The following is a 26,546-nucleotide window of genomic DNA, read 5'->3' as shown; positions in this document are numbered from 1 at the left end:
AGGCAGTCAGTTCGACTGCGCGGAAGTCTTGAGGAATTGTACGAAGCCTGGGTCCGAGTAGGCGGCAGGCGGCAGGTCGTCGGTCAGCAACGCGGCATCGACTTCGGCCACGTCATTGGCGGCGCGTTCGTCCTGGGCAATGTTGATGACCACCAGGCCCACCACCAAGGCCAGCAGCGGAACAGCCGAAACCAGGGCATTCCACCAGCCACCGCCTTCGCCGCCACGCCCCAGGGTGGCGGTGCTGCCTGTGTTGACCACTACGGCAGCCGGCGCCGTACGGCGCACCGGCACGGTGACCTTGCGTTTGGCCAAGGCCTGCATGCGCGAGGCACGCAGCCGCTCAGAAATGTCGTAAGGCAGAGCCTCGGTCCCGCTGGACAGTCGGGCCGTGACGCGCAGCGCGAAGCGCTCTGCGGCTGCTTCAGCTTGGGTCGATGGTGTCTGTGCAGTGTTATTCATGGCTCGATTCCTTTGGCCTTCAGTGCCTTGCTGAGGGTTTGTATGGCGCGAAAACAGTGGGTTTTGACACTGCCTTCAGAGCAGCCCATGGCGGCGGCTGTCTCTGCGACGTCCATTTCCTCCCAGTAACGCATCAGGAACGCTTCCCGTTGACGCGGAGGCAATTCGGCAATTTCTTCCTCAATGCCCTGGAATATCTGGGCGCGACGGGTCAGGTCTTCCGCGCTTTCGGCCTTGTCCCCGTCCTCTGTTCCTGAATACGCTTCGAGTAGATCAAAATCCGTGCCATCTTCGCCCGGGCCCTCGAAGTCGCTCATGCTCGAAAACAGTGCATTGCGCGTCTTCTGGCGCCGGAACCAGTCCAGGGTGCAGTTGGAAAGAATCCGCTGGAACAGCATGGGCAATTCGCTTGCCGGCTTGTCGCCGTAGTGCTCAGCCAGCTTGAGCATGCTGTCTTGCACAATGTCCAGCGCCGCTTCCTCGTTGCGAACGTGGTAGACCGAGCGCTTGAATGCGCGCTTTTCTACGCTTTTGAGGAAATCGGAGAGTTCTTGTTCGGTTGCCAAGACGGGTCAGCCCGGGAGGAGATCGACGCAAAAGTCCGCAGTTTTGCAACTGCATGGCGCCGTAAAACCACTGATTATCGCACCCGCCGGAGTTTTTTTCGGCGGCGCTGCATTTTGTGTGTGTTGCAGTGCGATAATTGAGGTTGCAATTCAAAAGGCAAACGGGTCACGGTCCGGCGCGGCAATCATCCCGCCCATGTCCTTGGCCTCAAGTCCCAAGCTGGCTTCACAAGAGCGCGTGCGAGGGGCACCCAAGGTTTTTCGTCAGAGAAATTCACAAAGGTTGATCGATCATGGAAATCTCCAAAGCTGAAATCTCTTCAGCAGCCGCTGCTTCGCAGGGCAACGCATCCCCCGCTTCCGCATCTCAGGACCTCATGGGTGCCGAGATCCTCATCAAGTCGCTTCAGGCCGAGAACGTCCAGTACATCTGGGGCTACCCCGGCGGTGCGGTCCTGTACATCTACGACGCGCTGTACAAGCAAGACACCATCCAGCACGTGCTGGTGCGCCACGAACAGGCGGCCGTGCATGCTGCGGACGGCTATGCCCGAGCCACAGGCGAGGTGGGCGTAGCGCTGGTGACATCTGGCCCCGGTCTGACCAATGCCGTGACCGGCATCGCCACCGCGTACATGGATTCGATCCCCATGGTGATCATCTCTGGCCAGGTGCCCACGCCCGCGATCGGGCTGGATGCCTTCCAGGAGTGCGACACGGTCGGCATCACCCGTCCCATCGTCAAGCACAACTTCCTCGTCAAGGACCCGCGCGATCTGGCCGCGACGATGAAGAAGGCCTTCCACATCGCACGCACTGGCCGCCCTGGCCCTGTGGTGGTGGACGTGCCCAAGGACGTGTCGTTCAAGAAAGTGCCATACACCGGCTACCCCCAGACGGTGGAAATGCGCTCCTACAACCCTGTGCGCAAAGGCCACGGTGGCCAGATCCGCAAGGCCCTGCAGCTACTGCTGGCGGCCAAGCGCCCCTATATTTACACCGGTGGCGGTGTGTTGCTGGGCAATGCCACCAACGAGCTGCGTACGCTGGTGGACATGCTGGGTTACCCCGTCACCAACACGCTGATGGGCCTCGGAGCCTATCCGGCCAGCGACCGCAAGTTCCTGGGCATGCTGGGCATGCACGGCACCATCGAAGCCAACAACGCCATGCAGAACTGCGACGTGCTACTGGCTGTGGGTGCCCGGTTTGACGACCGCGTGATCGGTAATCCTAAGCACTTCGCACAGAACGACCGCAAGATCATCCACGTTGATATCGATCCATCGAGCATCTCCAAGCGTGTGAAGGTGGACATCCCGATCGTCGGTGACGTGAAGGATGTGCTCACCGAGCTGATCTCCATGATCCGCGAGAGCAGCACCCGCCCCGACGCCGGTGCCCTGGCTGCTTGGTGGGACACCATCGAGGGCTGGCGCAAGCGTGAATGCCTGAAGTACAGCATGGGCAGCGGCGACGTGATCAAGCCCCAGTACGTGGTCGAAACGCTGTGGAACATGACCAAGGATGGTGATACCTACATCACATCCGACGTGGGCCAGCACCAGATGTGGGCGGCGCAGTACTACCGTTTTGACGAACCCCGTCGCTGGATCAACTCCGGTGGCCTGGGCACCATGGGTGTGGGTATTCCTTACGCCATGGGCATCAAGCTGGCCAAGCCGCAGTCCGAAGTGTTCTGTATCACCGGCGAAGGCTCGGTGCAGATGAACATCCAGGAACTGTCCACCTGCCTGCAGTACAACACGCCTATCAAGATCTGCTCGCTCAACAACCGCTACCTGGGCATGGTGCGCCAGTGGCAGGAGATTGAATACTCCGGCCGCTACAGCCACAGCTACATGGATGCGTTGCCCAACTTCGTGAAGCTGGCCGAGGCTTATGGCCACGTGGGCATGCTGATCGAGCGTCCTCAAGACGTGGAGCCGGCGCTGCGCGAGGCCCGCAAGCTCAAGGACCGCACGGTGTTCATGGACTTCCGTACCGACCCCACCGAGAACGTGTTCCCGATGGTGCAGGCCGGCAAGGGCATCACCGAAATGCTGCTGGGGTCGGAAGACCTTTAATTCAGCATCAAATCGGCCTCTGGCGCTTGTCCATAAAGCGCTTTCAGCTATCAAATAGATAGCATTCATTTTTTGACGAATCTATTGCCTGCCAAGCCTGTGCATTACCGTGCACGGGGGAGGGCAGCGAAAAGAGGAATCTCTTCACCATGAAACACATCATTGCTGTCTTGCTGGAAAACGAGCCTGGTGCTCTTTCCCGCGTCGTGGGCCTGTTCTCGGCCCGTGGCTACAACATCGAGTCGCTCACCGTGGCGCCCACCGAGGATGCATCGCTGTCGCGCATGACCATCCAGACCACAGGCTCCGACGATGTGATCGAACAGATCACCAAGCACCTGAACCGCCTCATTGAGGTCGTCAAGGTGGTCGATCTCACCGAAGGCGCCTACACCGAGCGCGAGCTCATGATGGTGAAGGTACGCGCGGTGGGCAAGGAGCGCGAGGAGATGAAGCGCATGGCCGACATCTTCCGTGGCCGCATCATCGACGTGACCGAGAAGAGCTACACCATCGAGCTGACGGGCGACCAGTCCAAGAACGACGCCTTCCTGCAGGCCATTGACCGCACCGCCATCCTCGAAACTGTCCGCACAGGCGCCAGCGGCATCGGCCGTGGCGAGCGCATTCTGCGCGTGTAAGACAATTCACCCCGTTTTTTCCCCATTTCAACCCCCAACAACGCATTTCAACCGGAGCGACCCATGAAAGTTTTCTACGACAAAGACACCGACCTGAGCCTGATCAAGGGCAAGACCGTGGCCATCATCGGCTACGGCTCGCAGGGCCATGCCCACGCACAAAACCTGAACGACAGCGGCGTGAAGGTTGTGGTCGGCCTGCGCAAGGGCGGTGCATCGTGGGACAAGGTTGGCAAGGCTGGCCTGACGGTGATGGAAGTCAACGACGCCGTGAAGGCCGCTGACGTGGTCATGATCCTGCTGCCCGATGAAGACATCGCAGCCGTCTACAAGAACAACGTCGAACCCAACATCAAGCAAGGCGCCTCGCTGGCCTTTGCCCATGGCTTCAACGTGCACTACAACCAGGTCGTGCCCCGCGCTGACCTGGACGTGTGGATGGTGGCCCCCAAGGCCCCAGGCCACACCGTGCGCAACACCTACACCCAAGGCGGCGGCGTGCCCCACCTGGTCGCTGTGCACCAGGATAAGTCCGGCAAGGCCCGTGACCTGGCCTTGAGCTACGCAGCTGCCAACGGCGGCGGCAAGGCCGGCATCATCGAGACCAACTTCAAGGAAGAAACCGAGACCGACCTGTTCGGCGAACAGGCCGTGCTGTGTGGCGGTGCCGTCGAGTTGATCAAGATGGGTTACGAAACCCTGGTCGAAGCTGGCTACGCTCCTGAAATGGCCTACTTCGAGTGCCTGCACGAGCTCAAGCTCATCGTGGACCTGATCTACGAAGGCGGCATTGCCAACATGAACTACTCGATCTCGAACAACGCCGAGTACGGCGAGTACGTGACCGGCCCTGAAGTGATCAACGAGCAGTCGCGCGCCGCCATGCGCAATGCCCTGAAGCGCATCCAGAACGGCGACTACGCCAAGATGTTCATCCAGGAAGGTCGCCTGAACTACCCATCGATGACGGCCCGCCGCCGCAACACGGCCGACCACAGCATCGAAAAGGTGGGAAGCCAGCTGCGCGCCATGATGCCCTGGATCGCCAAGAACAAGCTGGTCGACCAGACCCGCAACTGATACTTCCGAGCGAAGCATCCCAAGGCCACTTCGGTGGCCTTTTTCGTTGCCAGGCGGCCCATGCGCAGGCGCTACACTGCGGCCTTTGCCTTTTGCGCGCTGGACGGCCTGCTTCCCCGCAGCGGATGGCTTAACACTATAAATTTAATAGCTGCTTACGTAATTTGCGTGGGCACTGGAGGTCTGTTTGATGCATGACGGCAATGAGTCCACCGAGAACCCCGGTGTGATGGTGCGCAAAAGGCGCAAAGGCATCTACATCCTTCCCAACCTGTTCACGCTGGCGGCTCTATTTGGTGGCTTTTATTCCATCGTCATGGCGATGAATGGCCGCTTTGACCAAGCGGCCGTAGGCGTTTTCTGCGCCATGGTGCTCGACAGCCTTGACGGCCGCGTGGCCCGCATGACCAACACACAGAGTGCATTTGGCGAGCAGATGGATTCACTGTCGGACATGGTGTCTTTTGGCGCTGCGCCGGCCCTGATTGCTTATGAGTGGTCACTTCAGGGCCTGGGCCGCTGGGGCTGGATTGCCGCTTTTGTGTACTGTGCGTGTGCAGCGCTTCGCTTGGCTCGCTTCAACGTGAACACTGGCGTGGTGGACAAGCGCTACTTTCAGGGGTTGCCTTCGCCGGCGGCTGCGGCTCTGGTGGCGGGGTTCATCTGGTTGATGACCGAGCTGGGCGTGCGTCCAGGCGAAGACCATTGGCTGACCTGGAGTCAGGTGACATGGATCATGTTTGCCTTCACGTTGTATGCGGGACTCACCATGGTGACCAATGTGCCGTTCTACAGCTTCAAGGACGTGCAAATGAAAAAGAGCGTGCCCTTTGCAGCCATCGTGCTCATAGCGCTAGGCATTGCCGTCATCAATATCCATCCCCCCGTCGTGCTATTTGGCGTGTTTGTTTTTTATGGGCTGTCTGGTTACGCCGTGTATGCCTGGCGCAAGGCCAAGGGCCAGCACAGCAGCGTGATCAGCACCTCGACCGATGAGCCCGACGAGCGCGGGTTGCACAAGTGACCATCGCCTCCGCTGCCGCGCAGTTGTGCTACATTGCGTTGCATGAACAAGTTTGCACTGGCTCTACTGCTACCTCCCCACGGGCGGAGACAGTAGGCGCACGCGCACACTTTTTCCACAAAGGCCCGTATGCACCCGCAACGGGCCTTTTGTTTTGGGCGCCAGATTTTTGACGTTGCGGGTCCCCCCCACCGATACCAGGAGAACAACATGGCTGACAAACTGATCATTTTCGATACCACCTTGCGCGATGGCGAGCAGTCCCCCGGCGCCTCGATGACCAAAGACGAAAAGCTGCGCATTGCGCGCCAGCTGGAGCGTCTTAAGGTGGATGTGATCGAGGCTGGCTTTGCCGCCAGCTCCAACGGTGATTTCGAGGCGGTGCAGGTCATTGCCAACGCCATCAAGGACTCGACTATCTGCTCGCTCTCGCGCGCCAACGACCGCGACATCTCGCGGGCGGCCGAAGCGCTCAAAGGTGCCAACAGCGCGCGCATTCACACGTTCATTGCCACCAGCGCACTGCATATGGAGAAGAAGCTGCGCATGACGCCGGAGCAGGTGCTGGAGCAGGCCAAACAATCCGTGCGCTTTGCCCGTAATCTTGTTGCAGACATCGAGTTCAGCCCCGAAGACGGCTACCGCAGCGACCCAGACTTCCTCTGCCGCGTGCTCGAAGCGGTGATCGCCGAAGGCGCCACCACCATCAACGTGCCCGACACCGTGGGCTATGCCGTGCCCGAACTGTACGGCAACTTCATCAAGACGCTGCGCGAACGCATTCCCAACAGCGACAAGGCCATCTGGTCGGTGCATTGCCACAACGACCTGGGCATGGCGGTGGCCAACTCGCTGGCTGGCGTGAAGATCGGCGGTGCCCGCCAGATCGAGTGCACCATCAACGGCCTGGGCGAGCGCGCCGGCAACTGCTCGCTCGAAGAGGTGGTGATGGCGGTCAAAACCCGGCGCGATTATTTCGGCCTGGACCTCGGCATCGACACCCAGCACATCGTGGCCGCCAGCCGCATGGTCAGCCAGACCACCGGTTTCGTGGTGCAGCCCAACAAAGCTGTGGTGGGTGCCAATGCGTTCGCGCATGCCAGCGGCATCCACCAGGACGGCGTGCTCAAGGCCCGCGACACCTACGAAATCATGCGCGCCGAAGACGTGGGTTGGAGTGCCAACAAGATCGTGCTGGGCAAGCTCAGCGGCCGCAACGCTTTCAAGCAGCGCCTGCAGGAGCTGGGCGTGCAGCTCGACAGCGAAACCGAGATCAATGTGGCTTTTGCCAAGTTCAAGGAGCTGGCCGACCGCAAGAGCGAGATTTTTGACGAGGACATCCTCGCGCTGGTCAGCGACGAGAGCGTGACGGCTGAGAAGGAGCAATACGGCTTTGTCTCGTTGTTCCAGCAAAGCGAAACCGGCGAGCAGCCGCGTGCGCGCATCGTGTTCACGGTGGATGGGCAAGAGGTGCGCGGCGAGGCGGAGGGCAACGGCCCGGTTGATGCCTCGCTCAAGGCCATCGAATCGCACGTGAAGAGCGGTGCCGAGATGGTGCTGTATTCCGTCAACGCGATCAGTGGCTCCACCGAGAGCCAGGGCGAGGTCACTGTGCGGTTGCAGAACAGCGGGCGTGTCGTGAACGGGGTGGGCGCCGATCCGGACATCGTCGTGGCATCGGCGAAGGCCTATCTCAGTGCTTTGAACAAGTTACAAAGTAAAGCAGATCGCGTGGCCGCACAAGGCTGAATGATCTCTTTATAATTCACTCACTTTCTCGGAAAGTCGCGCAAGGTATTGATCTTGCGCGACTTTTTTTGATTCTGTACACTGCCCCATAATTCTTACCGTTTGGAGCACTTTGATGCACCATCGCCGCAACGCTGCAGTGAATCGATTTTTCCAGTGGGTGGGTTTCGCGCTCGTGAGCGCTGCCCTCATTTCGCCTGCCGCGCACGCGGCAGATGTCAAAAAACAAGGGACCAAAAAGCAGCAGGTCAGTGCAGCCAGCGCCAAGCGTACTGTCGCACAGCGCAAGGTGGCTGCCAGCGTCAAGCCTACCCGTGTCGCCGCCCGCACAGCCAAAGCACCCACCAAGGTAGCGTATGTGCCTGCCAAGCCTTCTTTTGGTCAGATGGCGGGCTTGCATGAAGTCAATGACCCGCTGGATCTCAAGTCCAGCGTGGCCTTGGTGGTAGACCAAGATACGCACGAGGTCTTGCTGCGCAAGAACGATCAGGCGGTGCTTCCGATTGCGTCGTTGACCAAGCTCATGACGGGTATGTTGATCTCCCAGGCCAAGTTGCCCATGGATGAGCCTGTCACGATCACCCAGGATGATGTGGATACCGAAAAGGGGAGCCGGTCTCGCCTGACAGTGGGCACGACGCTCACACGTGGCGAAATGCTGCACCTGGCGCTGATGTCCAGTGAGAACCGCGCCGCCCATGCGCTGGGCCGCACCTACCCGGGTGGCCTGGACGTTTTTGTGGCCCTGATGAACGCCAAGGCCAAGTCGCTGGGAATGAACGACACCCACTACGTCGAGCCCACCGGCCTGTCCAGCCGCAACCAGTCCAGTGCCCGCGACCTTGCGACGCTGGTGGGCGTGGCGCACGGAGACCCCTTGCTGCGCGAACTGTCAACATCGCCCGGCTTTGAGGTGGCCGTGGGGCACAAGACGCTGCAGTACAACAACACCAACGGACTCGTGAAGAACCCCACCTGGGATATCGGCCTGCAAAAGACCGGCTATATCTCCGAGGCGGGCCGTTGCCTGGTGATGCAGGCCCAAGTGGCAGGGCGCAAGTTGATCATGGTGTTCCTCGACTCTGCGGGTAAGTTCAGCCGACTGGGTGATGCTGAGCGGGTTCGTCGTTGGGTGGAATCCAACCCGGCGCTGGCAGCCCCTTTGCAGGCAGCACGCAGCACCAACGGCTGATCTGCTGAATGCACGGCATACGCCTGACAGGCTTGTTCTGTCAGGCGTTTTTATTTTGCGTTTGCGAGTCCTTGGTGGGTAGGCGCTTATCCGGGCAGTTGGAGGCCGGGATTGTGTGAGCCTCGTTGGTGCGAGGGCGCGTAGTCGTGACGGCCAGACGGCACTGGCTATTGAACCGGTTGCATCAATATATTCCCGATGCCTCGCTCAGAACGGCGTTGCCTAGCCCTGATTGGGGCGTCAGCGCAATTCGGTACGTTGGCTGGTGACTGGGGTGTGACTGGCTTCGATACTCGGTGGTGTATAGCCCAAGGCGAGCGAAATCTCATTCGCTGTAGCCTGCAGTTTGGGCAGCCAGCCTTCATCCAGACGATCCGCAGGGGCCGAAATGGAGAGGCCTGCAACCAGTTTGCCTTGGTCGTCATACACGCCGGCGGCCATACAGCGCACGCCCAACTCCAGCTCTTCGTTGTCGCGAGCAATACCGTACTGGCGGGCCTTGGCCAGTTCTCGCTCCAGCAACGGAAGCTGCGTGATGCTGTTGCGGGTGTGGCCTGCCAGACCGGTACGGGTGGCATAGGCGCGGACGCGCTGGGGGTCATCCAGCGCAAGGAAGAGCTTGCCTGTCGAGGTCAGGTGCAGAGGCGCTCTGCCGCCAATGGCGCGCACCACCTGCATACCCGACCGCTCGCTGTAGGCCCGCTCCACATACACAATCTCATCGCCCTGGCGCATGCTCAGGTTCACGGGCTGCTGGATCAGTTTGTGCAGCGCGCGCATGGGGGTGAGCGCCGCATCACGAACGCTCAGACGTGCCTTCACCAGATTGCCCAGCTCCAGCAGTCGCATGCCCAATCGGTAGCTGCCTGATTCGGGGCGGTCAACAAAACGGCCGATGGTCAGGTCGTTGAGAATGCGGTGGGTGGTGGAGGGATGCAGCCCGGTTTTTTCGCTGATCTCCTTGAGGGAAATCGCTTCTTCCCGGGAGGCCAGAACGTCGATCAGTGTGAACATGCGCTCAAGCACCTGAACGCTGGGTTTGGGAGAGATGCTGGGATCGGTTTTTTTCATGAGCGGCAATGGTGCGAAGGCCGCTGCATTTTATCTTGTGAAATGTGAACGCGTGTTCAGGGGCTCGCTTGCGCGGCGCCTGGGACCCGGCGCCAGGCCCCGTCGGTGCGGATTTCATGGGGCAGGAAGCGTGCCTTGTAGCTCATCTTGGGGCTGGTTTCGATCCAGTAACCCAGGTACACATGGGGCAGCCCCAGTGAATGGGCTTGCGCGATCTGCCACATGACGTTGTAGGTGCCATAGCTGCAATGGGGTTCAGGCTCGTAGAACGTGTACACGGCAGACAGGCCGTCATCGAGCACATCGAGGATGGAAACCATCTTGAGCGCGCCGGGTTCGCCGGACGCGTCGGTCTCGCGAAATTCCACCAACCTGGAGTTCACCCTGCTTTGCAGCAGAAATTGCGTGTATTGGTCGATGCTGTCATGGTCCATGCCGCCGCCCGCGTGGCGGCCGTTCTGGTAGCGCAGGTACAGCTGGTAGTGCTCGGGCACAAAACACAGCCGCAACACCCGGGCCTGCAGTTGGCCGTGGCGCGCAGCAGCGCGCCGTTGGCTGCGGTCGGGCTTGAACTCGTTGACAAGAACCCGCAGCGGGGTGCAGGCCTGGCAGCCATCGCAATAGGGGCGATACGTGAACATGCCGCTGCGGCGAAACCCCTTGGCGACCAGATCGGAGTAAAGGTCGCTCTGGATCAGGTGGCTGGGGGTGGCGACCTGCGACCGTGCCTGCCGGTCCGGCAGGTAACTGCAGGGGTAGGGCGCTGTCGCGTAAAACTGCAGGGTTTGCAGCGGAAGGTCGTTGAGTTGCGTCATGCCGGATCGGTCTTGGGTGGCAGCAGCTCGTCCCAGTATACGGGCTCAAATTGCCAGGTGACGGGGGGCTGCTGTCGCGCGCTGTCCACATGCCGCAGGAAATCGGCCCGGGGTATCTCCCGTCCGCCCAGGGAGGCCAGGTGCTGCGTGTTTTGCTGGCAGTCAATCAGGGTGATGCCATGACGGCGGCACAGGCAGACCAGGGCCGACAGGGCGATCTTGGAGGCGTCGGTTTCATGTGCAAACATGGACTCTCCGAACACCGCGCGACCCAGCGCCACGCAGTACAGGCCCCCGACGAGTTGCCCATCAACCCAGGTTTCCACGCTGTGGGCATGGCCTGCCAGATGCAGTTCGGTGTAGGCCTCGACCATCTCCGGAACGATCCAGGTGCCAGCCTGGCCTTCGCGTTCCTTGGTGGAGCAGGCGGTGATGACGTCCCGGAACGCGCTGTCGATGCGGATTTCGCAGTGCGCCGCCTGTCTGCGAAATGCCTGCAGCTTTTTGCTCAGCGAGCGGCGCAACCTGAACTCAGCCACTGGCAGCACCATGCGAGGATCAGGTGCCCACCACAGGATAGGCTGCCCGGGGCCATACCAGGGAAACGTGCCTTGTGCATATGCAGCGCACAGGCTGACCACATCCAGCGCGCCGCCTGCTGCCAGCAGGCCCGGCGCGGGATCGCCTTCCCCCCACGCAAGGGTCGGTGCGGGAAAGGGGGCGTGGGGTTCGAGCCAGGGCAGTTGCGGGGGCATGCTGGGTGCGCAAAGCCACCATTGTCTGGCATGCAGCGTTTGCCACGCCGCGGCAGGGATGGCGAAAAAAAAGCCCCGCACTTTGGAAGTGCAGGGCTTTTTTGATTGGCTCCTCGACCTGGGCTCGAACCAGGGACCTACGGATTAACAGTCCGGCGCTCTACCGACTGAGCTATCGAGGAACAAGACTTAGATTATATACACAAAATTGGGCCCGAATCGAAAAACAGCCCTGTCCATTCAAAAGCCCGTGCAGCGCCGTGGAGTCGTACTGCGCGTTATGCTGAACGGTATCCTGCCCAGCGAGCGGCTTGTGTTGCATCCAACTCCCTCACGATATGACCATCCACACCATCCTGAAAATGGGCGACACCCGCCTGCTGCGCGTGGCCCAGCCAGTGACCGCATTCGATACCGATGAATTGCACCAGCTGGTGCGCGACATGTTCGAAACCATGGCGTCGGTGAATGGGGCGGGGCTGGCCGCACCGCAGATCGGGGTGGATCTGCAACTGGTCATCTTTGGCTCCAACGACCGCAACCCGCGTTACCCGGACCGGCCGCTGGTGCCACCCACCGTCCTGCTCAACCCGGTGATCACGCCTCTGGGGACAGAAGAGGAGGAAGACTGGGAAGGGTGCCTCTCCGTGCCGGGTTTGCGTGGCAAGGTGCCCCGCTGGTCACGCATCCGCTACACAGGCTTTGACCTGTATGGCGATCCCATTGACCGCACGGTAGACGGCTTTCATGCACGTGTCGTACAACATGAGTGTGATCACCTGATCGGAAAGCTATACCCCATGCGGGTGCGTGATTTCACGCAGTTCGGATTCACCGAGGTGCTGTTCCCGGAGATCAGCGCCAACGAGGACGACTGAGCCTGACCCATACCCTTGGCCCACGCCCGCCGGGTCAGGACGACAGTTCCTGCAGCAGCTCGGTCTCGATCTGGATCTGGCGCGCGTTGTTCTGCAGCTCAGGGCCCTGGATGAGGAAGGTGTCTTCCACCCGTTCGCCCAAGGTGCTCACTTTGGCCAGTTGCACGCTCAGGTGATGCTGCGCCAGGATGCGGGCCACCAGATACAGCAGGCCTGCACGGTCGCTGGCAGAGATGGCCAGCAGCCAACGCTGCGCCTTTTCGTCGGGTCGCAGGGTCACGCGGGGCGCGACCGGGAAGCTCTTGACCCGGCGTGATACCCGCTTGCGGGTGGGCTCGGGCAGCGGGCCGCCTTCCTCGATCACGCGCATCAGGTCGCTCTCGACCATGTGGGTCAGCTCGCGGTAGTGCCCGGGCTGTTCAGACGCGGAAGAGGCTACAACCTGGAAGGTGTCGAGTGCATAGCCATTGTTGGCGGTGTGCACCCGCGCGTCGAGGATGCTGAAGCCCACGCGGTCGAAGTAGCCACAGATGCGCGCGAACAGGTCGGCCTGGTCGGCCGCGTAGACCATGACCTGCAAGCCATCGCCCGCCAGTGACTGCCGGGCGCGCACCACCGGTTTGGCCGCGCCCACGTGGCGCGACAGGTGGCGTGTGTGCCAGGCAATGTCGGCCGCGTCGTGGCGCATGAAATAGCTCACGTCGAGCGTGGCCCACAGCGCCTTGTGCGCTTCAAAGGGCAGGGCGTTGAGCGCCAGCAGCACCAGTGCCTCGCGTTTGCGGGCCTCGATCTCGGCGGCTGCGTCGGGCGCGCGGCCACCCAGGGTGCGCAGCGTGGCGCGGTACAGGTCTTCCAGCAGCTTGCCCTTCCAGGCGTTCCAGACCTTGGGGCTGGTGCCGCGGATGTCCGCCACGGTGAGCAGGTACATGGCTGTGAGGTTGCGCTCGTTGCCCACACGGTGCGCAAAGGCGCCGATCACATCCGGGTCGCTCAGGTCCTGCTTTTGCGCCACGGTGCTCATGGTCAGGTGCTCACGCACCAGAAACTCGATGAGCCGACCGTCTTCTCGGTCCACGCCGTGCTGGCGGCAAAAGCGCCGTACTTCTTCGGCGCCGATTTGTGAGTGGTCGCCGCCTCGCCCCTTGCCAATGTCGTGGAACAGGGCCGCCACGTAAAGAATCCACGGCTTGTCCCACCCTCCCGCCAGCTGCGAGCAGAACGGGTATTCGTGCGCATGCTCGGCCATGAAGAACCGGCGCACGTTGCGCAGCACCATCAGGATGTGCTGGTCCACCGTGTAGACGTGGAACAGGTCATGCTGCATCTGCCCCACGATGCGGCGAAACGGCCACAGGTAGCGCCCCAGCACCGAGGTCTGGTTCATCAGCCGCATGGCATGGGTGATGCCCGAGGGTTGCTGCAGGATGCGCATGAAGGCATCGCGGTTGACCGGGTCGCGCCGGAAGGCGCTGTCCATCACGCCGCGTGCGTTGTACAGCGCGCGCAGGGTACGCGCCGACAGGTCCTTGAGCCCGACCGTGGTCTGGTAGAGCAGAAAGGTTTCCAGGATCGCATGCGGGTCGCGGGTGTAGAGGTCGTCACTCGCCACTTCGATGAGGCCCGCCTTCTCGAAGAAGCGCTCGTTGATCGGACGCGGCTCGTGGGTCGATGGGTTCAGGCGCTCTTCGATGTTGAGCAGCAGGATCTGGCTGAGTTGCGACACCGCCTTGGCTGCCCAGTAGTAGCGGCGCATCAGGCTTTCGCTGGCCCGCATGGGCAGGCGCGAGCCGTCGGGTGCCTGCGAGCGGTAGCCGAACGACTCGGCCACGGCGGTCTGCAGGTCGAACACCAGCCGGTCTTCGTGCCGCCCGGCCGCTGCATGCAGGCGGGCACGGATCAGGCAGAGCAGCGCTTCGTTGCGCTCGATCTGGCGTACTTCGAAGGCCGTGGCCATGCCGCTGGCAGCCAGCTCCTTCCAGTTGCTGCCAAGACCGGCCGCCTGGGACACCCACAGGATCATCTGCAGGTCCCGCAGCCCGCCGGGCGACTCCTTGCAGTTGGGCTCCAGTGAATAGGGCGTGTTCTCGTACTTGGTGTGGCGCTGGCGCATCTCCAGGGTCTTGGCGACCAGAAACGCCTGGGGGTTCATCTGCGCGCGGTACTGGCGCTGGAATTCTGCAAACAGCGCGGCGCTGCCGCACACCAGCCGCGATTCGAGCAGCGAGGTCTGCACGGTGACATCGCGCGCGCTTTCGGCAAGGCATTCGGCCACCGTGCGCACGCTCGATCCGATCTCCAGGCCCGTGTCCCAGCAGCTACCGATGAAGCCTTCCAGCTTCGTGCGCAAGGCACTGCCGGCCTCGGGCGCCGTGCCGTCGGGCAGCAGCAGCAGAACATCGACATCGGAATAGGGGAACAACTGGTCGCGCCCAAATCCGCCGACGGCCACCAGGGCCATATCGTCGGGCAGCGCAGCACGCTGCCACAGGGTCTGCAGCAGGTTTCCCGCCAGCGACGACAGCTTGCGCAGCAGCACCCGAATGCCGCGCGTCGATGCGCCGGTGGATTGCACGGCAGCCAGCAGCGCGGCCTTGTCGCTGCGGTAGGCGTCGCGCAGGGCATGGAGTTCAGTCATGGTCGGTAAGTATCGTGGGAGGCCATGAAAAAGCCATGCAAGAGTTGTGCAAGCGGCAGCCAGCGGCGCGGGACCCGGTGGCCCCGCCGTCGCCTCAGGTCTTGGTGGCTGTCACAAAGGACGGCAGGGGGGGCGATCCAGCCGACAGCGTCATCACCTCATACCCCGTGGGTGTGACCAGCACCGTGTGCTCCCACTGGGCCGACAGGCTGTGGTCCTTGGTCACGATGGTCCAGCCGTCGTTGCCGTGTTCCTTCACCTCGCGGCGGCCCGCATTGATCATGGGCTCGATGGTGAAGACCATGCCGGGTACCAGCTCTTCGAGCGTGCCGGGCTTGCCATAGTGCAGCACCTGCGGCTCTTCATGGAACTTCTTGCCAATGCCGTGGCCGCAGAACTCGCGCACCACCGAGAAGCCGTGCCCTTCGGCAAACTTCTGGATTGCGTGGCCGATATCCCCCAGCCGTGCGCCGGGCTTGACCTGCACGATGCCATGCCACATGGCTTCAAAGGTCAGCGCCGACAGCCGCTTGGCGGCGATCGAGCATTCCCCGATCAGGAACATGCGGCTGTTGTCGCCATACCAGCCGTCCTTGGTGATCACGGTCACGTCCACATTGACGATGTCGCCCTTCTTGAGCGGCTTGTCGTTGGGAATGCCGTGGCACACCACATGGTTGACCGAGGTGCACAGCGAGGCCGGGTAGGGCGGGTAGCCCGGTGGCTGGTAGCCCACGGTGGCCGAGATGGTGCCCTGCTGGGCCATGCATTCGGCGCCCAGGCGGTCGATCTCTTTGGTGGTGATGCCGGGCTTGATGTGCGGCGTGATGTAGTCCAGCACTTCGGAGGCCAGGCGGCAGGCCACGCGCATGCCCTCGATGTCCTCGGCGCTTTTGATGGTGATGCTCATGCCGCAATTATCCCATCGGCCCCCCAGCCGCGCAGGCGGCCTGGGCTTGCCCGGTAAAATGGAGGGCTCCGGTGCTGGTTGCACGCTGGCGCCCGGAGCCACCCTCTACCCCTGACACCCCCCAACAGGCCGCTACCGTGACCTTGCACATGACCACGCTGGCGGGCGGCAACGCCCTCAGCACCTTCCGCGCCCAGCAACTTCAACCCGCCCTGGAGGCGATCCACCCCAAGATCAGTGGCATTGCAGCGCGTTTCGTGCATCTGGTCGCCACCGATGCGGCCCCCACGCCCGCCGAACAAGAACGTCTTGCCGCACTGCTGACCTACGGCGACCCCTACGCAGGCCCCGAAGACGGCGCTGTCCTCATCGTCACGCCCCGACTGGGCACGCTGTCGCCCTGGGCCTCCAAGGCCACCGACATCGCGCGCAACTGCGGCATCGCCATCCGCCGCGTGGAGCGCATCACCGAATACCGCATCAGTCTGAAATCCGGCCTGCTGGGCAAGACGCCCGAGCTGACCGCCGAGCAACTGGGCCAGATTGCCGCGCTGCTGCACGACCGCATGACCGAATCGGTGGTAGCCGACCGCAGCGCTGCCGCAGCCCTGTTCACCGAGCTGCAGCCCGCGCCCATGGAGCATGTGGATGTGCTGGCCGGTGGCCGCGCTGCCCTGGAGGCCGCCAACACCCGCTTCGGCCTGGCATTGGCCGATGATGAAATCGACTACCTCGTGACCGCCTTCACGGGCCTGAAGCGCAACCCCACCGATGTGGAGCTGATGATGTTCGCGCAGGCCAACAGCGAGCACTGCCGCCACAAGATCTTCAACGCCCAGTTCACCATCGACGGCGTGGCGCAGGACAAGAGCCTGTTCGGCATGATCCGCAACACGCACCAGCTGGCGCCCCAGCACACGGTGATTGCGTATTCGGACAACGCCTCGGTCATGGAAGGCCATCAGGTCGAGCGTTTTGTAGCAAAAATGGCCGCAAGCGCTAGTGAATCAAGCGCTAATAGCTATCAAAAAAGTAGCGTCACCCAGCATGTGCTGATGAAGGTGGAAACGCACAACCACCCCACGGCCATCTCGCCCTTCCCGGGAGCATCGACCGGCGCGGGCGGAGAGATCCGTGACGAAGGCGCCACCGGCCGGGGCTCCAAGCCCAAGGCGGGCCTGACGGGCTTCACCGTCTCCAAGCTCTGGGGCAGCACCGTGGGCAAGCCTGAGCACATTGCCAGCCCGCTGCAGATCATGGTCGAAGGGCCCCTGGGCGGCGCCGCGTTCAACAACGAGTTCGGCCGCCCCAACCTGAACGGCTACTTCCGCGAATACGAGCAGAACGTGGGCGGCGTGCAGCGCGGCTACCACAAGCCCATCATGATCGCGGGCGGCGTGGGCGTGATCGATGCCGAGCTGACGAAGAAGATTGAGTTTCCCGCCGGCTCGCTGCTGATTCAGTTGGGCGGCCCAGGCATGCGCATCGGCATGGGCGGCAGCGCTGCCAGCTCCATGGCCACCGGCACCAACGCCGCCGAGCTGGACTTTGACTCGGTGCAGCGCGGCAACCCCGAGATCGAGCGCCGTGCGCAAGAGGTCATCAACCACTGCTGGGCGCAGGGCGCGGCCAACCCCATCCTGGCTATCCATGACGTGGGCGCAGGTGGTTTGTCCAACGCCTTCCCTGAGCTGACCAACGACGCGGGCCGTGGCGCACGCTTTGACCTGCGTGCCGTGCAGCTCGAAGAGTCGGGCATGAGCCCGAAGGAAATCTGGAGCAACGAGTCGCAAGAGCGCTACGTGCTCGCGATTGCGCCCGAGTCGCTGCCCCTGTTCCAGGCATTCTGCGAACGCGAACGCTGCCCGTTTGCGGTGATCGGCACCGCCACCGAAGAGCGTCAGCTGGTGCTGCACGACCCCGCTGCGACGGCTGAAGACCAGAAGCTGCCCGTGGACATGCCCATGAACGTGCTGCTGGGCAAGCCGCCCAAGATGCACCGCGACGTGAAGACCGTGATACGCGAATTCGCACCCATGGACTTGACCGGCGTGCCGCTGCAAAAGGCCGTGATCGACGTGCTGGCCCACCCCACGGTGGCGTCCAAGCGTTTCCTCATCACCATCGGCGACCGCACCGTGGGCGGCCTCAGCCACCGCGACCAGATGGTCGGCCCCTGGCAGGTGCCCGTGGCCGATTGCGCCGTGACGCTGGCCGATTACAAGGGCTTTGCAGGCGAGGCCATGAGCATGGGCGAGCGCACCCCGCTGGCCGCCATCAACGCCCCTGCCTCTGGCCGTATGGCCGTGGCAGAAGCCATCACCAACCTGCTGGCCGCACCCATCGAGCTGCCGCGCGTGAAGCTGTCGGCCAACTGGATGGCCGCCTGTGGCGAACCCGGCGAAGACGCCGCGCTTTACGAAACCGTGAAGGCCGTGGGCATGGAGCTGTGCCCCGCGCTGGGCGTCTCCATCCCCGTGGGCAAGGACAGCCTGTCCATGCGCACGCAGTGGAGTGAAGGCGCGGACAAGAAGAAAGTCACATCCCCCGTCAGCCTGATCGTGAGCGCATTCGCTTCACTGTCCGACGTGCGCGGCACGCTCACACCCCAGCTCGACGCCACCGAGGCCGACACGACCCTGGTGCTGATCGACCTGGGCAAGGGCCAGAACCGCATGGGCGGCAGCATTCTGGGCCAGACGCTGGACCAGAGCGGCGATGTGGTGCCTGATGTGGACGACCCCAAAGACCTGGTCAACCTCGTCAACGCGGTGAACGCACTGCGCGCCAAGGGCCAGATCCTGGCCTACCACGACCGCAGCGACGGTGGCCTGCTGGCCGCAGTGGCAGAAATGGCGTTTGCAGGCCATGTGGGTGTGTCGCTCAATGTGGACCTGCTGGTGACCGAAGGCGACGGTATCAGCGACAGCCGCGCCGAAGTGGGCGATGCCAAAAACTGGTCGGGCCAGGTCAGCGCGCGCCGCGAAGAACTCACGCTCAAAGCCCTGTTCAACGAAGAACTGGGCGTGGTGCTGCAGGTCAAGACCAGCGAGCGCAATGAGGTGATGCAGACCCTGCGCGAGCACGGCCTGTCCAAGTTCAGCCACTTCATCGGCAAGACCCGCCCCGCCTCGTCGTCCATCGATGCGGGCAAGGGCGAGCTGCAGGTGTGGCGCGATGCCAAGGCCGTTTTCAGTGCCTCGCTGGCCGACCTGCACCAGGTGTGGGACGCCGTGAGCTGGAAGATCTGCCAGCAGCGCGACAACCCCGCCAACGCCGACGCCGAGCACGCGGCGGCAGGTGAGCCCACCGACCCGGGCATGCATGTGCACCTCACGTTCGACGCCGCTGACAATGTGGCCGCGCCGTATTTGAGCCTTGCCAAACCCAAGGTCGCCATCCTGCGTGAACAGGGCGTGAACTCGCACATCGAAATGGCCTACGCCTTCACCGAGGCGGGCTTTGAGGCCTACGACGTTCACATGACCGATCTGCAGACCGGCCGCGTCAAGCTCGAAGACTTCAAGGGCGTGGTCGCCTGCGGTGGCTTCAGCTACGGCGACACGCTGGGCGCGGGCATCGGCTGGGCGCGTTCGATCACCTTCAACCCCGTGCTGGCAGCCCAGTTCCAGGGCTTCTTTGGCCGCACGGACACGTTTGGTCTGGGCGTGTGCAATGGCTGCCAGATGTTTGCCGAGCTGGCCGACATCATCCCCGGCGCGCAAGACTGGCCGCGCTTCACCACCAACCAGAGCGAACGCTTCGAGGCCCGCCTGTCGCTGGTGGAAGTGCTCGAATCCCCCAGCCTGTTCTTGCAAGGCATGGCGGGCAGCCGTCTGCCGATCGCCGTGGCGCATGGTGAGGGCTATGCCAACTTCAAGTACCGTGGCAATGCCGACAAGGCCATCACCGCCATGCGCTACGTGGACAACCACGGCCGCGCCACGGAGCAGTACCCGTTCAACCCCAACGGCAGTGCGGGCGGCCTGACGGCCGTGACCACGGCTGACGGCCGCTTCACGGCCATGATGCCGCACCCCGAGCGCGTGTTCCGCAACGTGCAGATGAGCTGGACCAGCGAGGACAAGGCCCAGTACAGCGGCTGGATGCGCATCTGGCGCAACGCGCGCAAGTGGGTGGGGTGATGGGCTGAGGCACCCTGCGCTGCAGGGTGCTCATGCTTGATATCAGTAGCCGCTGAACACCGCAGGTTCAGCGGCTACAGTTTTCTTCAGGTGGGGTTCATGCCCTGTCGTCCATCTGAAGAAACACGCGCCCTCCGTCGATGCGCACGGGGTAACACTTCAATGGCTCGGTGACCGGTGCGCAGGTGGGGCTGCCATTGCGGACATCGAACTTCCCCTGGTGCAGGGGGCACTCGATTTCATGGCCGTCCAGAAAGCCATCGCACAGGCGCGCGTGCCCGTGGGTGCAGATGTTGTCGGTCGCAAACACACTGCCATCCACCTTGTACAGCGCAATGGTGTGCTCACCCACCTGCAACCCGATGACATCGTCGTCGGGTACTTCGGCTTCGCTGGCGGCGTCGATCCAGGATGATTCGTTCATGGTGGTTCAGATGGGGTAGATGATGGAGTTGGGGATCATTTCGCTGTCGTACACACAAAGGCGCGTCGCGAACTTGAGCCCTGCCGGGGTGCGTTCGATCACGTCGATGTACCGCCCCACGTTGAACACCGTGGACTCGCGCGAGAGCTTGGTGCGGAACACTGCGTAGTTCGCCTGGGCCTCGAAACGGTTCTCGCTCGCGGCAAGGACCACGGGCGCGCTGACCACATGGCGCTGGTAGTAGGGGTCGTGGAACAGCGTTTCGCGGATGCCGTAGACGCGGTCCTTGAGCATCCCTTTGCTTTCGAACAGCAGTGTTGCGAGGGGGAATCCGCGTTCGTGGTTCTCGCGGGGCACCAGCTTGTACGTGCAGTCCTCCGTGAAGAATTCGGGCCACAGGTCCCAGTCACCAGAGTCCACTGCCAGTGCGTACTCGGAGTACAGGCGCGAGATGGCCAGGTAATCATCAAAAGCAATGTGGGGCGTAGTGCTCATGGTCAGCCCTCCATCACTTCACGCCAGTAAGCGTACATGCCGCGGATGAGTGTTTCGGTCACCATGTGATCGGTGTTCTCCACCGTCTTTCCCCCCAACTCGGCCAGGGCGCGGTGGTAGGGCTTGCTTTCAAAACCTTCTTGCGAAAACTCGATCACCTCCCCGTCGTCGGCAGACACAAACCCCGCCGGGCCGAACAGGTTGGCCTGCCGCAGACGGCGCTGTGTCATCTCCGCGCTGTCGTCCTCAAACCCGAAGTGCGTCCATACGAAATCGAAGGCCCCGTGCCCGTCCGGCTGGATGTGCCGCGTGGAGACGCTGTTGACCTGCTGCTGAAAGATGACGCTGGGGAACACCGTCATCATGACCGCTGTGGGCCCGCCCCACCAGGGCTCGGGCACGATGTCCAGAAACCGCGCGTCGTGGAGCTGCATGCTCTCCTTGAAGCTGGACACCTGGGTGACCTGTTCGGCCTTTCCCGCTTGGCCCCGGGTGGAGATCATGGCGGCATGCCGGTGGCGTGCATCCATCTTCAGCTCGCTCTTGTTGTCTGCGCGCCAGAGGCCAAAGGTCACAAACCAGGTGTGCAGCAAGCCGGGGTGGTAGGGGTCCTTAATGTTCTCCTGCATGAGCTTCCAGTTGCCCGGAATGCGCTGGCGGTTGTAGCCCAGTATCGTCAGGCGCCGGCCGTTGAAGAGCCGGTCGAAGTACGACAGGATGTTCGGCCCCAGAAAGTCTTCCAGCGATTCCACATCGTGGTCGAAACTGGCAAACACCACGCCGCCCCGGGTGGCCACCTTGAGCTTGTTGAGGCCATGGTCCGCCGTCTGGAAATCTGCTGGCATGCCTCCGTTGATTTTTCCGTCCTGCTTGACGCCACGGCGAAAGGGCACCCCTTGCAGATCGCCTTGCAGCGTGTAGCTCCACTGGTGGTAGGGGCAGACAAAGTCCTTCTTGTTGCCATGGCGCTCGCGGCAGAACTGCATGCCGCGGTGGGCGCACACGTTCTCGACCACCTGGATGCCGCTCGCGTCGCGGACCATGATGACCGAGCGTTCTCCCACCGCCGTGCGCTTGAAGTCACCCACGTTCGGCACCTCGGCCTCCAGCCCGACATAGTTCCAGTGCTGCCGATAGAAGAAGCGCTCCAGCTCCTTCTTGTGCAGGTCTTCACCGGTGTAGGCCATGAACGGTATTCGGCTGCTGCCTTCGGTTTCCCATCGCATCTGGCTGGGAAAGACTTCCTTGGTGGGTGTGCTCATTGCTGTCTCCTGGGTTGTTTTGTGGGGCTCACGTGCCACTGGCATAAAACGCATCTGCGTACACCTGCTCTGGCAACACGCCCATTTGCCTTACCAGCAAGGCAGTGGCTTCGACCATGGGCGGTGCGCCGCAGAGGTAGGCGCGAAAGCCTTCCAGGCTGCGCCAGTCCCGGGCGATGGCGTCGGTGACCAGTCCGGTGCGATGCCCCTGTGCGGGACCGGACGCGACCACGATGTGCACCTGGAGCTGCGGGTGCTGGCGCTGCAGCGCTTGCAGCCATTCCGCGCCATAGATATCGCGCTCGGACCGCACGCCGAAGTACAGGTGGATGGGGTTGCCCATGCCGGCGGCAACCACGCCGCGAACGATGGACAAAATTGGCGCCAGCCCTGTGCCGCCCGCCACGCACAGCATGGGGCCTGTGTGTTGGTGGCGCAGGTATGCAGATCCCATCGGGCCGCTCACGCGCACCGTATCGCCCACGCGAAGCTCGTTCGCCACGTAGCCGGTGACACGGCCTTGCGGAACCAGCCGGATGTGGAACTCCAGCGTGTCGTCCAGTGCGGTGCCCGCCATGGAGTACGGCCGCACGTGCGCTGGCGTGAACTGCAGCTGCGCATACTGGCCGGGCGAAAAATCGAGTGCTTTTGCGGGCTGGAGAACCAGTCGCTTGATGTCGTGGGTGGGGTCTTCCATGGCCACCACCGTGGCCTTGATGATGCGTGCCGTGTGCACGACCACTTCGTCGGGTTCGGGGATCTCTACCGTACAGGGCTCCGTCACGAAGGTCTGGCAGGCCAGGACGTAGGAGTCTTGTGCCGCCAGTGGTTGCTGTACTTCGCGCCCTGAGTCGAGCACCTGTCCTGCCACGATCTTGCAGCGGCAGGTGCCACACCGCCCGGCCATGCAGCTGTGCGAAATCGGCACATCGTTGTTGCGCAACGCGTCCAGCAGATTGGTGCCAGGAGCGACATTGAGCGTGCGCTGCAAGGGGCGTACGTGGATTTCCATCGTCCGTTGTCTCGGGTGTTGTCTCTGATGTTTTATGGGTCGATCCCCGGAGAAGGGATCGATGGAGGCGATGATCAGATCGGCGAGAAAATCAGTCAACGCGATGATGTGAATGTTGAATATCATCAAAATCAATAATTGGCGAGGCAATCGATGGAGCTGAAGGACATTGATCTGAATCTTTTGGTGGTCTTCAACCAGCTCCTGGCCGAACGCAAGGTTTCCAAGGTGGCGGAGAACCTGGGCCTTGGCCAGCCTGCAGTGAGTAATGCGCTGGCGCGGCTGCGCAAGCTGTTTGACGATGATCTGTTCACCCGCACGGCCAGCGGCATGCAGCCCACGCCGTTTGCAGAACAACTGGCGGAATCGGTGGGGTATGCGCTGGGCATGATTCATGGAGCCGTGAACGCCAGAAACACGTTCGACCCGCGCACCAGCAAACGCAGCTTCACCGTCGGCATGACGGATATTGGCGAGATCTACTTTCTGCCGCCACTGATGCAGCGCATCGAAGAAGTCGCGCCCTCGGTCACCATCAGCACCGTGCGCAACACGGCCACCAACCTGAAGGACGCCATGGAGTCGGGCCAAGTGGACCTGGCCGTGGGCCTGCTGCCGCAGCTGAAGGCGGGCTTTTTTCAGCGCCGCCTGTTCGAGCAGAACTACGTCTGCATGTTTCGCAAAGGCCATCGGCTGGACCAGAAAAAGATCCGCCTGCAGGACTTCTTCGGCGCGGACCATGTGGCCATCGTGTCTGCGGGCACGGGCCATGGGCAGGTGGACGAGATACTGGACAACCACTCGCCGCAGCGGCAGGTGAAACTCAAAGTGCCCCACTTCGTCGCCGTGGGCCACATCTTGCAGTCCACCGATCTGGTGGCCACGGTGCCAGAGCGGCTGGCCGAGCGCATGGCCGCCCCCTTTGAGTTGCGGTACTTGGCACACCCCGTCAAGCTACCCAAAATCGCCATCAACATGTTCTGGCACGCCAAGTTCCACAAGGACCCGGCGAACCAGTGGCTGCGCTCGCTGGTTTTTGACCTCCATGCGGACGCTTCTACGGGCGCCAAGGCTTAGGGCAACGCTGAACAATTCCCTCGCGCACCGCGCACCCCTGCTTTGGGCGGTCTGCCGCGTTGCAAATCCTCGCGATAGCTACGGCTATCGCTGTGGTTTGCGCCTTGCATCCCATCCCAAATCAGGGCGCGCGCCACTGCGGGGACTTATTCAGCGTTGCCTTAGCACCATCCTTCTCGCGTTGGGTGAGGTGGGGCAGAGCGGGCACGTCGCCTGCGCTTTCCGTCTCTCCTACGCACACCTGGCGCCGCTGCTGGCGCTTGGAGTGTCTGTGCGTTGCTATAGTGCGGCGCACACCGGCGGCATGTTGGCCGCTTTTTTACGACCGATCCCAAGGACTCTTCATGGCCACTGGCAGCCTGCTTGCTTTGCTCGACGACATCGCCACCATCCTCGACGACGTGGCCTTGATGACCAAGGTGGCGGCCAAAAAGAGCGCTGCCATGGCCGACGATGTGTCGGTGATGACCAAGGTGGCCGCGCAGAAGACGGCGGGCGTGCTGGGGGATGACCTGGCGCTCAATGCCCAGCAGGTGACCGGCGTGCGCGCCGAGCGCGAGATTCCGGTGGTGTGGGCGGTGGCCAAGGGCTCGCTCATCAACAAGGTCATCCTGGTGCCTGCCGCGTTGCTGATCAGCGCCTTTGCGCCTTGGGCCGTGACGCCGCTGCTGATGGTGGGGGGCGCCTTTCTGTGCTTTGAAGGCTTTGAAAAGGTGGCGCACAAGCTGCTGCACGCGCAGCACGAGGACGAGGCCGAACGCGAGAGCCATGCCAAGGCCAATGCCAATCCGGCGGTCGACCTGGTAGCCTTTGAAAAGGACAAGATCAAGGGCGCCGTGCGCACCGACTTCATCCTGTCGGCCGAAATCATCGCGATCACCTTGGGCACCGTGGCCTCCGCGCCCTTTGTGCAGCAGTTGACCGTGCTGTCGGGCATCGCGGTCATCATGACCATTGGTGTGTATGGGCTGGTGGCGGGCATCGTCAAGCTGGACGACCTGGGCCTGTGGCTCAGCAACAAGGCCAGCAGCGCGGCGCGTGCCCTGGGCGCGGGCATTTTGCGCGCGGCGCCCTGGCTGATGAAGGGGCTGTCGGTTGCGGGCACCGCCGCCATGTTCCTGGTGGGCGGCGGTATTCTGGTGCACGGTGTGCCCGTGCTGCACCACGCGGTCGAGGCGATGGGCACGGCGGCGGCGCAATGGCCGGTGGGCGGGCTGTGGGCGGTGCTGGTGCCCAACCTGCTGAACGCTGTGGTCGGCATCGTGGCGGGTGGGCTGGTGCTGGCCGGGGTGACGCTGGTGCAGCGCCTGCGGGGCAAGTCCACAGCCCAATAGTGGGTATTCCTTGATCTAGGTCTAAGGGTTACTACCGAGGGCTTGAGGTAAGGCAAGGCCGGGTGGGGGCCGCAGCGGTTCAATGCATGCACGGGGGTCGTCCCCGTCCAACCGATGCGAAATACCATGAAAAAGAACCTGCTGGCTGTCGCCGTTCTCTGTGCCCTCTCTTCTGGCGCTGCCCTGGCGCAACAGGCTGAAGGCCCCTGGATGGTCCGTGCACGCGCGGTGCACCTGGACAGCGCCAACAAGGACAGCACGCCGCTGGGCCTGTCGGTCAACAACAAGACCATCCCTGAAGTGGATGTGACCTACTTCTTCAACAAGAACATCGCGGCCGAGCTGATCCTCACGGTGCCACAAAAGCACACGCTCAGCGCTGGTGGCGCCGCCATCGGCACCCTCAAGCACCTGCCACCCACACTGCTGGCGCAGTACCACTTTGACGCCCCTGGCTTCAAGCCCTATGTGGGCGCGGGCCTGAATTACACGCGCTTCTCCAGCGTGAACCTGCCCGCAGGCGTGAGCATTGACCGCAACAGTTTCGGTCCCGCGCTGCAAGTGGGCGTGGACATTCCGCTGGCAAAAAACCTGTACCTCAACTTCGACGTGAAGAAGGTTTTCATCAAGACCGACGTGAGCGCAGGCGGTGCCAAGCTGGGCACCTTCAAGGTGGACCCCGTTCTGGTGGGCGTGGGTCTGGGCTGGCGCTTCTAAGGGCACAGGGCCCAGGCGGGCCCTGCGTTCCTGACGATAAAGTTCTCCAAGGGTTTGAGAGCCTGTTTACGATCTACCAGGGGTCGCGCAGTGGTCTTTGCGGGATGGGATGCAAGGCACGGTGCGCCGCCAATAGCCCCGCTATTGGCAAGCGCCGCAACGCCGCAGACCGCCCGCAAAGACCACTGCCCGAAGGGTTGGAGCGAAATCGGGTG

The 26,546-nt window shown here is 62.6% G+C and carries 22 protein-coding genes and 1 tRNA gene; 11 read left to right on the top strand and 12 right to left on the bottom strand.

Annotated elements, in window-relative coordinates; genetic code table 11:
• Positions 1–6: 6 nt before the first annotated feature.
• Positions 7–462, bottom strand: a complete 456-nt coding sequence (locus ACODSM_RS21960; RefSeq protein ID WP_488806904.1) for a DUF3619 family protein — start codon at positions 460–462, stop codon at positions 7–9.
• The gene (locus tag ACODSM_RS21955; protein ID WP_015013657.1) at positions 459–1,028 is read right to left on the bottom strand and encodes an RNA polymerase sigma factor; all 570 of its coding nucleotides are present in this window, start codon (positions 1,026–1,028) and stop codon (positions 459–461) included. Before ACODSM_RS21955 ends, ACODSM_RS21960 begins: the two co-directional genes overlap by 4 nt.
• 293 nt (positions 1,029–1,321) lie before the next feature.
• On the opposite strand from ACODSM_RS21955, the gene ACODSM_RS21950 reads away from it, so the two are divergent.
• The 6 genes from ACODSM_RS21950 (at position 1,322) to pbpG (ending at position 8,801) form a co-directional block, all read left to right on the top strand.
• A complete protein-coding gene (locus tag ACODSM_RS21950) occupies positions 1,322–3,115 on the top strand; it encodes an acetolactate synthase 3 catalytic subunit (RefSeq protein ID WP_110958999.1) in 1,794 nt (597 codons plus the stop codon).
• Between the two features lie 149 nt (positions 3,116–3,264).
• Complete coding sequence (gene ilvN, locus ACODSM_RS21945; RefSeq protein ID WP_015013659.1) at positions 3,265–3,756, top strand: acetolactate synthase small subunit; 492 nt, start codon at positions 3,265–3,267, stop codon at positions 3,754–3,756.
• 63 nt (positions 3,757–3,819) lie between these two features.
• The gene (ilvC, locus tag ACODSM_RS21940) at positions 3,820–4,836 is read left to right on the top strand and encodes a ketol-acid reductoisomerase (RefSeq protein ID WP_015013660.1); all 1,017 of its coding nucleotides are present in this window, start codon (positions 3,820–3,822) and stop codon (positions 4,834–4,836) included.
• Between the two features lie 190 nt (positions 4,837–5,026).
• Positions 5,027–5,860, top strand: coding sequence for a CDP-diacylglycerol--serine O-phosphatidyltransferase (gene pssA, locus ACODSM_RS21935; protein ID WP_015013661.1), 834 nt, complete (start codon positions 5,027–5,029; stop codon positions 5,858–5,860).
• Between the two features lie 210 nt (positions 5,861–6,070).
• Positions 6,071–7,609, top strand: a complete 1,539-nt coding sequence (locus ACODSM_RS21930; protein WP_488806903.1) for a 2-isopropylmalate synthase — start codon at positions 6,071–6,073, stop codon at positions 7,607–7,609.
• Between the two features lie 115 nt (positions 7,610–7,724).
• Positions 7,725–8,801: a D-alanyl-D-alanine endopeptidase gene (gene pbpG / locus ACODSM_RS21925; RefSeq protein ID WP_015013663.1), complete on the top strand. Its 1,077-nt coding sequence runs from the start codon at positions 7,725–7,727 to the stop codon at positions 8,799–8,801.
• A gap of 240 nt (positions 8,802–9,041) precedes the next feature.
• Here the strand turns inward: pbpG and ACODSM_RS21920 are convergent, their stop codons facing one another.
• From ACODSM_RS21920 to ACODSM_RS21905, 4 genes are all read right to left on the bottom strand, one after another.
• On the bottom strand, positions 9,042–9,872 hold the full coding sequence (locus ACODSM_RS21920; RefSeq protein ID WP_488806902.1) for an IclR family transcriptional regulator: 831 nt from the start codon (positions 9,870–9,872) through the stop codon (positions 9,042–9,044).
• Positions 9,873–9,928: 56 nt separating this feature from the next.
• A complete protein-coding gene (locus tag ACODSM_RS21915) occupies positions 9,929–10,687 on the bottom strand; it encodes an arginyltransferase (RefSeq protein ID WP_309823537.1) in 759 nt (252 codons plus the stop codon).
• A complete protein-coding gene (gene aat / locus ACODSM_RS21910; RefSeq protein WP_488806901.1) occupies positions 10,684–11,442 on the bottom strand; it encodes a leucyl/phenylalanyl-tRNA--protein transferase in 759 nt (252 codons plus the stop codon). The genes ACODSM_RS21915 and aat overlap by 4 nt, the downstream gene beginning before the upstream one ends.
• Before the next feature lie 106 nt (positions 11,443–11,548).
• Positions 11,549–11,624 (bottom strand) — tRNA-Asn (locus ACODSM_RS21905).
• Positions 11,625–11,780: 156 nt separating this feature from the next.
• On the opposite strand from ACODSM_RS21905, the gene def reads away from it, so the two are divergent.
• Entirely contained in the window at positions 11,781–12,320 is a 540-nt protein-coding gene (def, locus tag ACODSM_RS21900; RefSeq protein WP_488806900.1) for a peptide deformylase, read from the top strand.
• A gap of 34 nt (positions 12,321–12,354) precedes the next feature.
• Here the strand turns inward: def and ACODSM_RS21895 are convergent, their stop codons facing one another.
• Both ACODSM_RS21895 and map read right to left on the bottom strand, forming a co-directional pair.
• Positions 12,355–14,955 (bottom strand): [protein-PII] uridylyltransferase, encoded by a 2,601-nt coding sequence (locus ACODSM_RS21895; RefSeq protein WP_488806899.1) that lies wholly within the window; start codon positions 14,953–14,955, stop codon positions 12,355–12,357.
• Between the two features lie 94 nt (positions 14,956–15,049).
• Positions 15,050–15,865 (bottom strand): type I methionyl aminopeptidase, encoded by an 816-nt coding sequence (gene map / locus ACODSM_RS21890; RefSeq protein WP_060987734.1) that lies wholly within the window; start codon positions 15,863–15,865, stop codon positions 15,050–15,052.
• A 137-nt stretch (positions 15,866–16,002) separates the two neighbouring features.
• Here map and purL point away from each other — a divergent pair, with 137 nt between their 5' ends.
• Positions 16,003–20,010: a phosphoribosylformylglycinamidine synthase gene (gene purL, locus ACODSM_RS21885; protein ID WP_488806898.1), complete on the top strand. Its 4,008-nt coding sequence runs from the start codon at positions 16,003–16,005 to the stop codon at positions 20,008–20,010.
• Positions 20,011–20,107: 97 nt separating this feature from the next.
• Here the strand turns inward: purL and ACODSM_RS21880 are convergent, their stop codons facing one another.
• Genes ACODSM_RS21880 through ACODSM_RS21865 form a run of 4 tightly spaced genes read right to left on the bottom strand, consistent with a single transcriptional unit; the run spans position 20,108 to position 23,203 of the window.
• Entirely contained in the window at positions 20,108–20,434 is a 327-nt protein-coding gene (locus ACODSM_RS21880) for a non-heme iron oxygenase ferredoxin subunit (protein WP_488806897.1), read from the bottom strand.
• 6 nt (positions 20,435–20,440) lie between these two features.
• Positions 20,441–20,929 (bottom strand): aromatic-ring-hydroxylating dioxygenase subunit beta, encoded by a 489-nt coding sequence (locus ACODSM_RS21875; RefSeq protein ID WP_203422186.1) that lies wholly within the window; start codon positions 20,927–20,929, stop codon positions 20,441–20,443.
• A 2-nt stretch (positions 20,930–20,931) separates the two neighbouring features.
• Positions 20,932–22,191 (bottom strand): aromatic ring-hydroxylating dioxygenase subunit alpha, encoded by a 1,260-nt coding sequence (locus ACODSM_RS21870; protein WP_488806896.1) that lies wholly within the window; start codon positions 22,189–22,191, stop codon positions 20,932–20,934.
• 28 nt (positions 22,192–22,219) lie between these two features.
• Complete coding sequence (locus ACODSM_RS21865) at positions 22,220–23,203, bottom strand: 2Fe-2S iron-sulfur cluster-binding protein (protein ID WP_488806895.1); 984 nt, start codon at positions 23,201–23,203, stop codon at positions 22,220–22,222.
• A gap of 153 nt (positions 23,204–23,356) precedes the next feature.
• Here ACODSM_RS21865 and ACODSM_RS21860 point away from each other — a divergent pair, with 153 nt between their 5' ends.
• The 3 genes from ACODSM_RS21860 (at position 23,357) to ACODSM_RS21850 (ending at position 26,331) form a co-directional block, all read left to right on the top strand.
• A complete protein-coding gene (locus ACODSM_RS21860; RefSeq protein ID WP_488806894.1) occupies positions 23,357–24,280 on the top strand; it encodes a LysR family transcriptional regulator in 924 nt (307 codons plus the stop codon).
• Between the two features lie 344 nt (positions 24,281–24,624).
• Positions 24,625–25,614 (top strand): DUF808 domain-containing protein, encoded by a 990-nt coding sequence (locus ACODSM_RS21855; RefSeq protein WP_488806893.1) that lies wholly within the window; start codon positions 24,625–24,627, stop codon positions 25,612–25,614.
• Between the two features lie 126 nt (positions 25,615–25,740).
• Positions 25,741–26,331, top strand: a complete 591-nt coding sequence (locus ACODSM_RS21850; RefSeq protein ID WP_015013729.1) for an OmpW/AlkL family protein — start codon at positions 25,741–25,743, stop codon at positions 26,329–26,331.
• Positions 26,332–26,546: the final 215 nt, after the last annotated feature.

This window comes from Acidovorax sp. FG42 (assembly GCF_057809195.1).
The sequence above is the reverse complement of the archived record's forward strand: the minus strand, read 5'-3'. Positions and strand labels throughout refer to the sequence as shown.

Excerpts from the sequence above, each read along its gene's own strand:
- ACODSM_RS21930 (WP_488806903.1), top strand. The coding sequence starts at position 6,071 with ATGGCTGACAAACTGATCATTTTCGATACCACCTTGCGCGATGGCGAG.
- ACODSM_RS21870 (WP_488806896.1), bottom strand. The coding sequence starts at position 22,191 with ATGAGCACACCCACCAAGGAAGTCTTTCCCAGCCAGATGCGATGGGAA.
- ACODSM_RS21880 (WP_488806897.1), bottom strand. The coding sequence starts at position 20,434 with ATGAACGAATCATCCTGGATCGACGCCGCCAGCGAAGCCGAAGTACCC.
- ACODSM_RS21960 (WP_488806904.1), bottom strand. The coding sequence starts at position 462 with ATGAATAACACTGCACAGACACCATCGACCCAAGCTGAAGCAGCCGCA.
- ACODSM_RS21895 (WP_488806899.1), bottom strand. The coding sequence starts at position 14,955 with ATGACTGAACTCCATGCCCTGCGCGACGCCTACCGCAGCGACAAGGCC.
- pbpG (WP_015013663.1), top strand. The coding sequence starts at position 7,725 with ATGCACCATCGCCGCAACGCTGCAGTGAATCGATTTTTCCAGTGGGTG.
- ACODSM_RS21950 (WP_110958999.1), top strand. The coding sequence starts at position 1,322 with ATGGAAATCTCCAAAGCTGAAATCTCTTCAGCAGCCGCTGCTTCGCAG.
- ACODSM_RS21920 (WP_488806902.1), bottom strand. The coding sequence starts at position 9,872 with ATGAAAAAAACCGATCCCAGCATCTCTCCCAAACCCAGCGTTCAGGTG.
- ACODSM_RS21860 (WP_488806894.1), top strand. The coding sequence starts at position 23,357 with ATGGAGCTGAAGGACATTGATCTGAATCTTTTGGTGGTCTTCAACCAG.
- ACODSM_RS21915 (WP_309823537.1), bottom strand. The coding sequence starts at position 10,687 with ATGACGCAACTCAACGACCTTCCGCTGCAAACCCTGCAGTTTTACGCG.
- def (WP_488806900.1), top strand. The coding sequence starts at position 11,781 with ATGACCATCCACACCATCCTGAAAATGGGCGACACCCGCCTGCTGCGC.
- ilvC (WP_015013660.1), top strand. The coding sequence starts at position 3,820 with ATGAAAGTTTTCTACGACAAAGACACCGACCTGAGCCTGATCAAGGGC.
- pssA (WP_015013661.1), top strand. The coding sequence starts at position 5,027 with ATGCATGACGGCAATGAGTCCACCGAGAACCCCGGTGTGATGGTGCGC.
- ACODSM_RS21875 (WP_203422186.1), bottom strand. The coding sequence starts at position 20,929 with ATGAGCACTACGCCCCACATTGCTTTTGATGATTACCTGGCCATCTCG.
- ilvN (WP_015013659.1), top strand. The coding sequence starts at position 3,265 with ATGAAACACATCATTGCTGTCTTGCTGGAAAACGAGCCTGGTGCTCTT.
- ACODSM_RS21865 (WP_488806895.1), bottom strand. The coding sequence starts at position 23,203 with ATGGAAATCCACGTACGCCCCTTGCAGCGCACGCTCAATGTCGCTCCT.
- map (WP_060987734.1), bottom strand. The coding sequence starts at position 15,865 with ATGAGCATCACCATCAAAAGCGCCGAGGACATCGAGGGCATGCGCGTG.
- ACODSM_RS21855 (WP_488806893.1), top strand. The coding sequence starts at position 24,625 with ATGGCCACTGGCAGCCTGCTTGCTTTGCTCGACGACATCGCCACCATC.
- aat (WP_488806901.1), bottom strand. The coding sequence starts at position 11,442 with ATGCCCCCGCAACTGCCCTGGCTCGAACCCCACGCCCCCTTTCCCGCA.
- ACODSM_RS21850 (WP_015013729.1), top strand. The coding sequence starts at position 25,741 with ATGAAAAAGAACCTGCTGGCTGTCGCCGTTCTCTGTGCCCTCTCTTCT.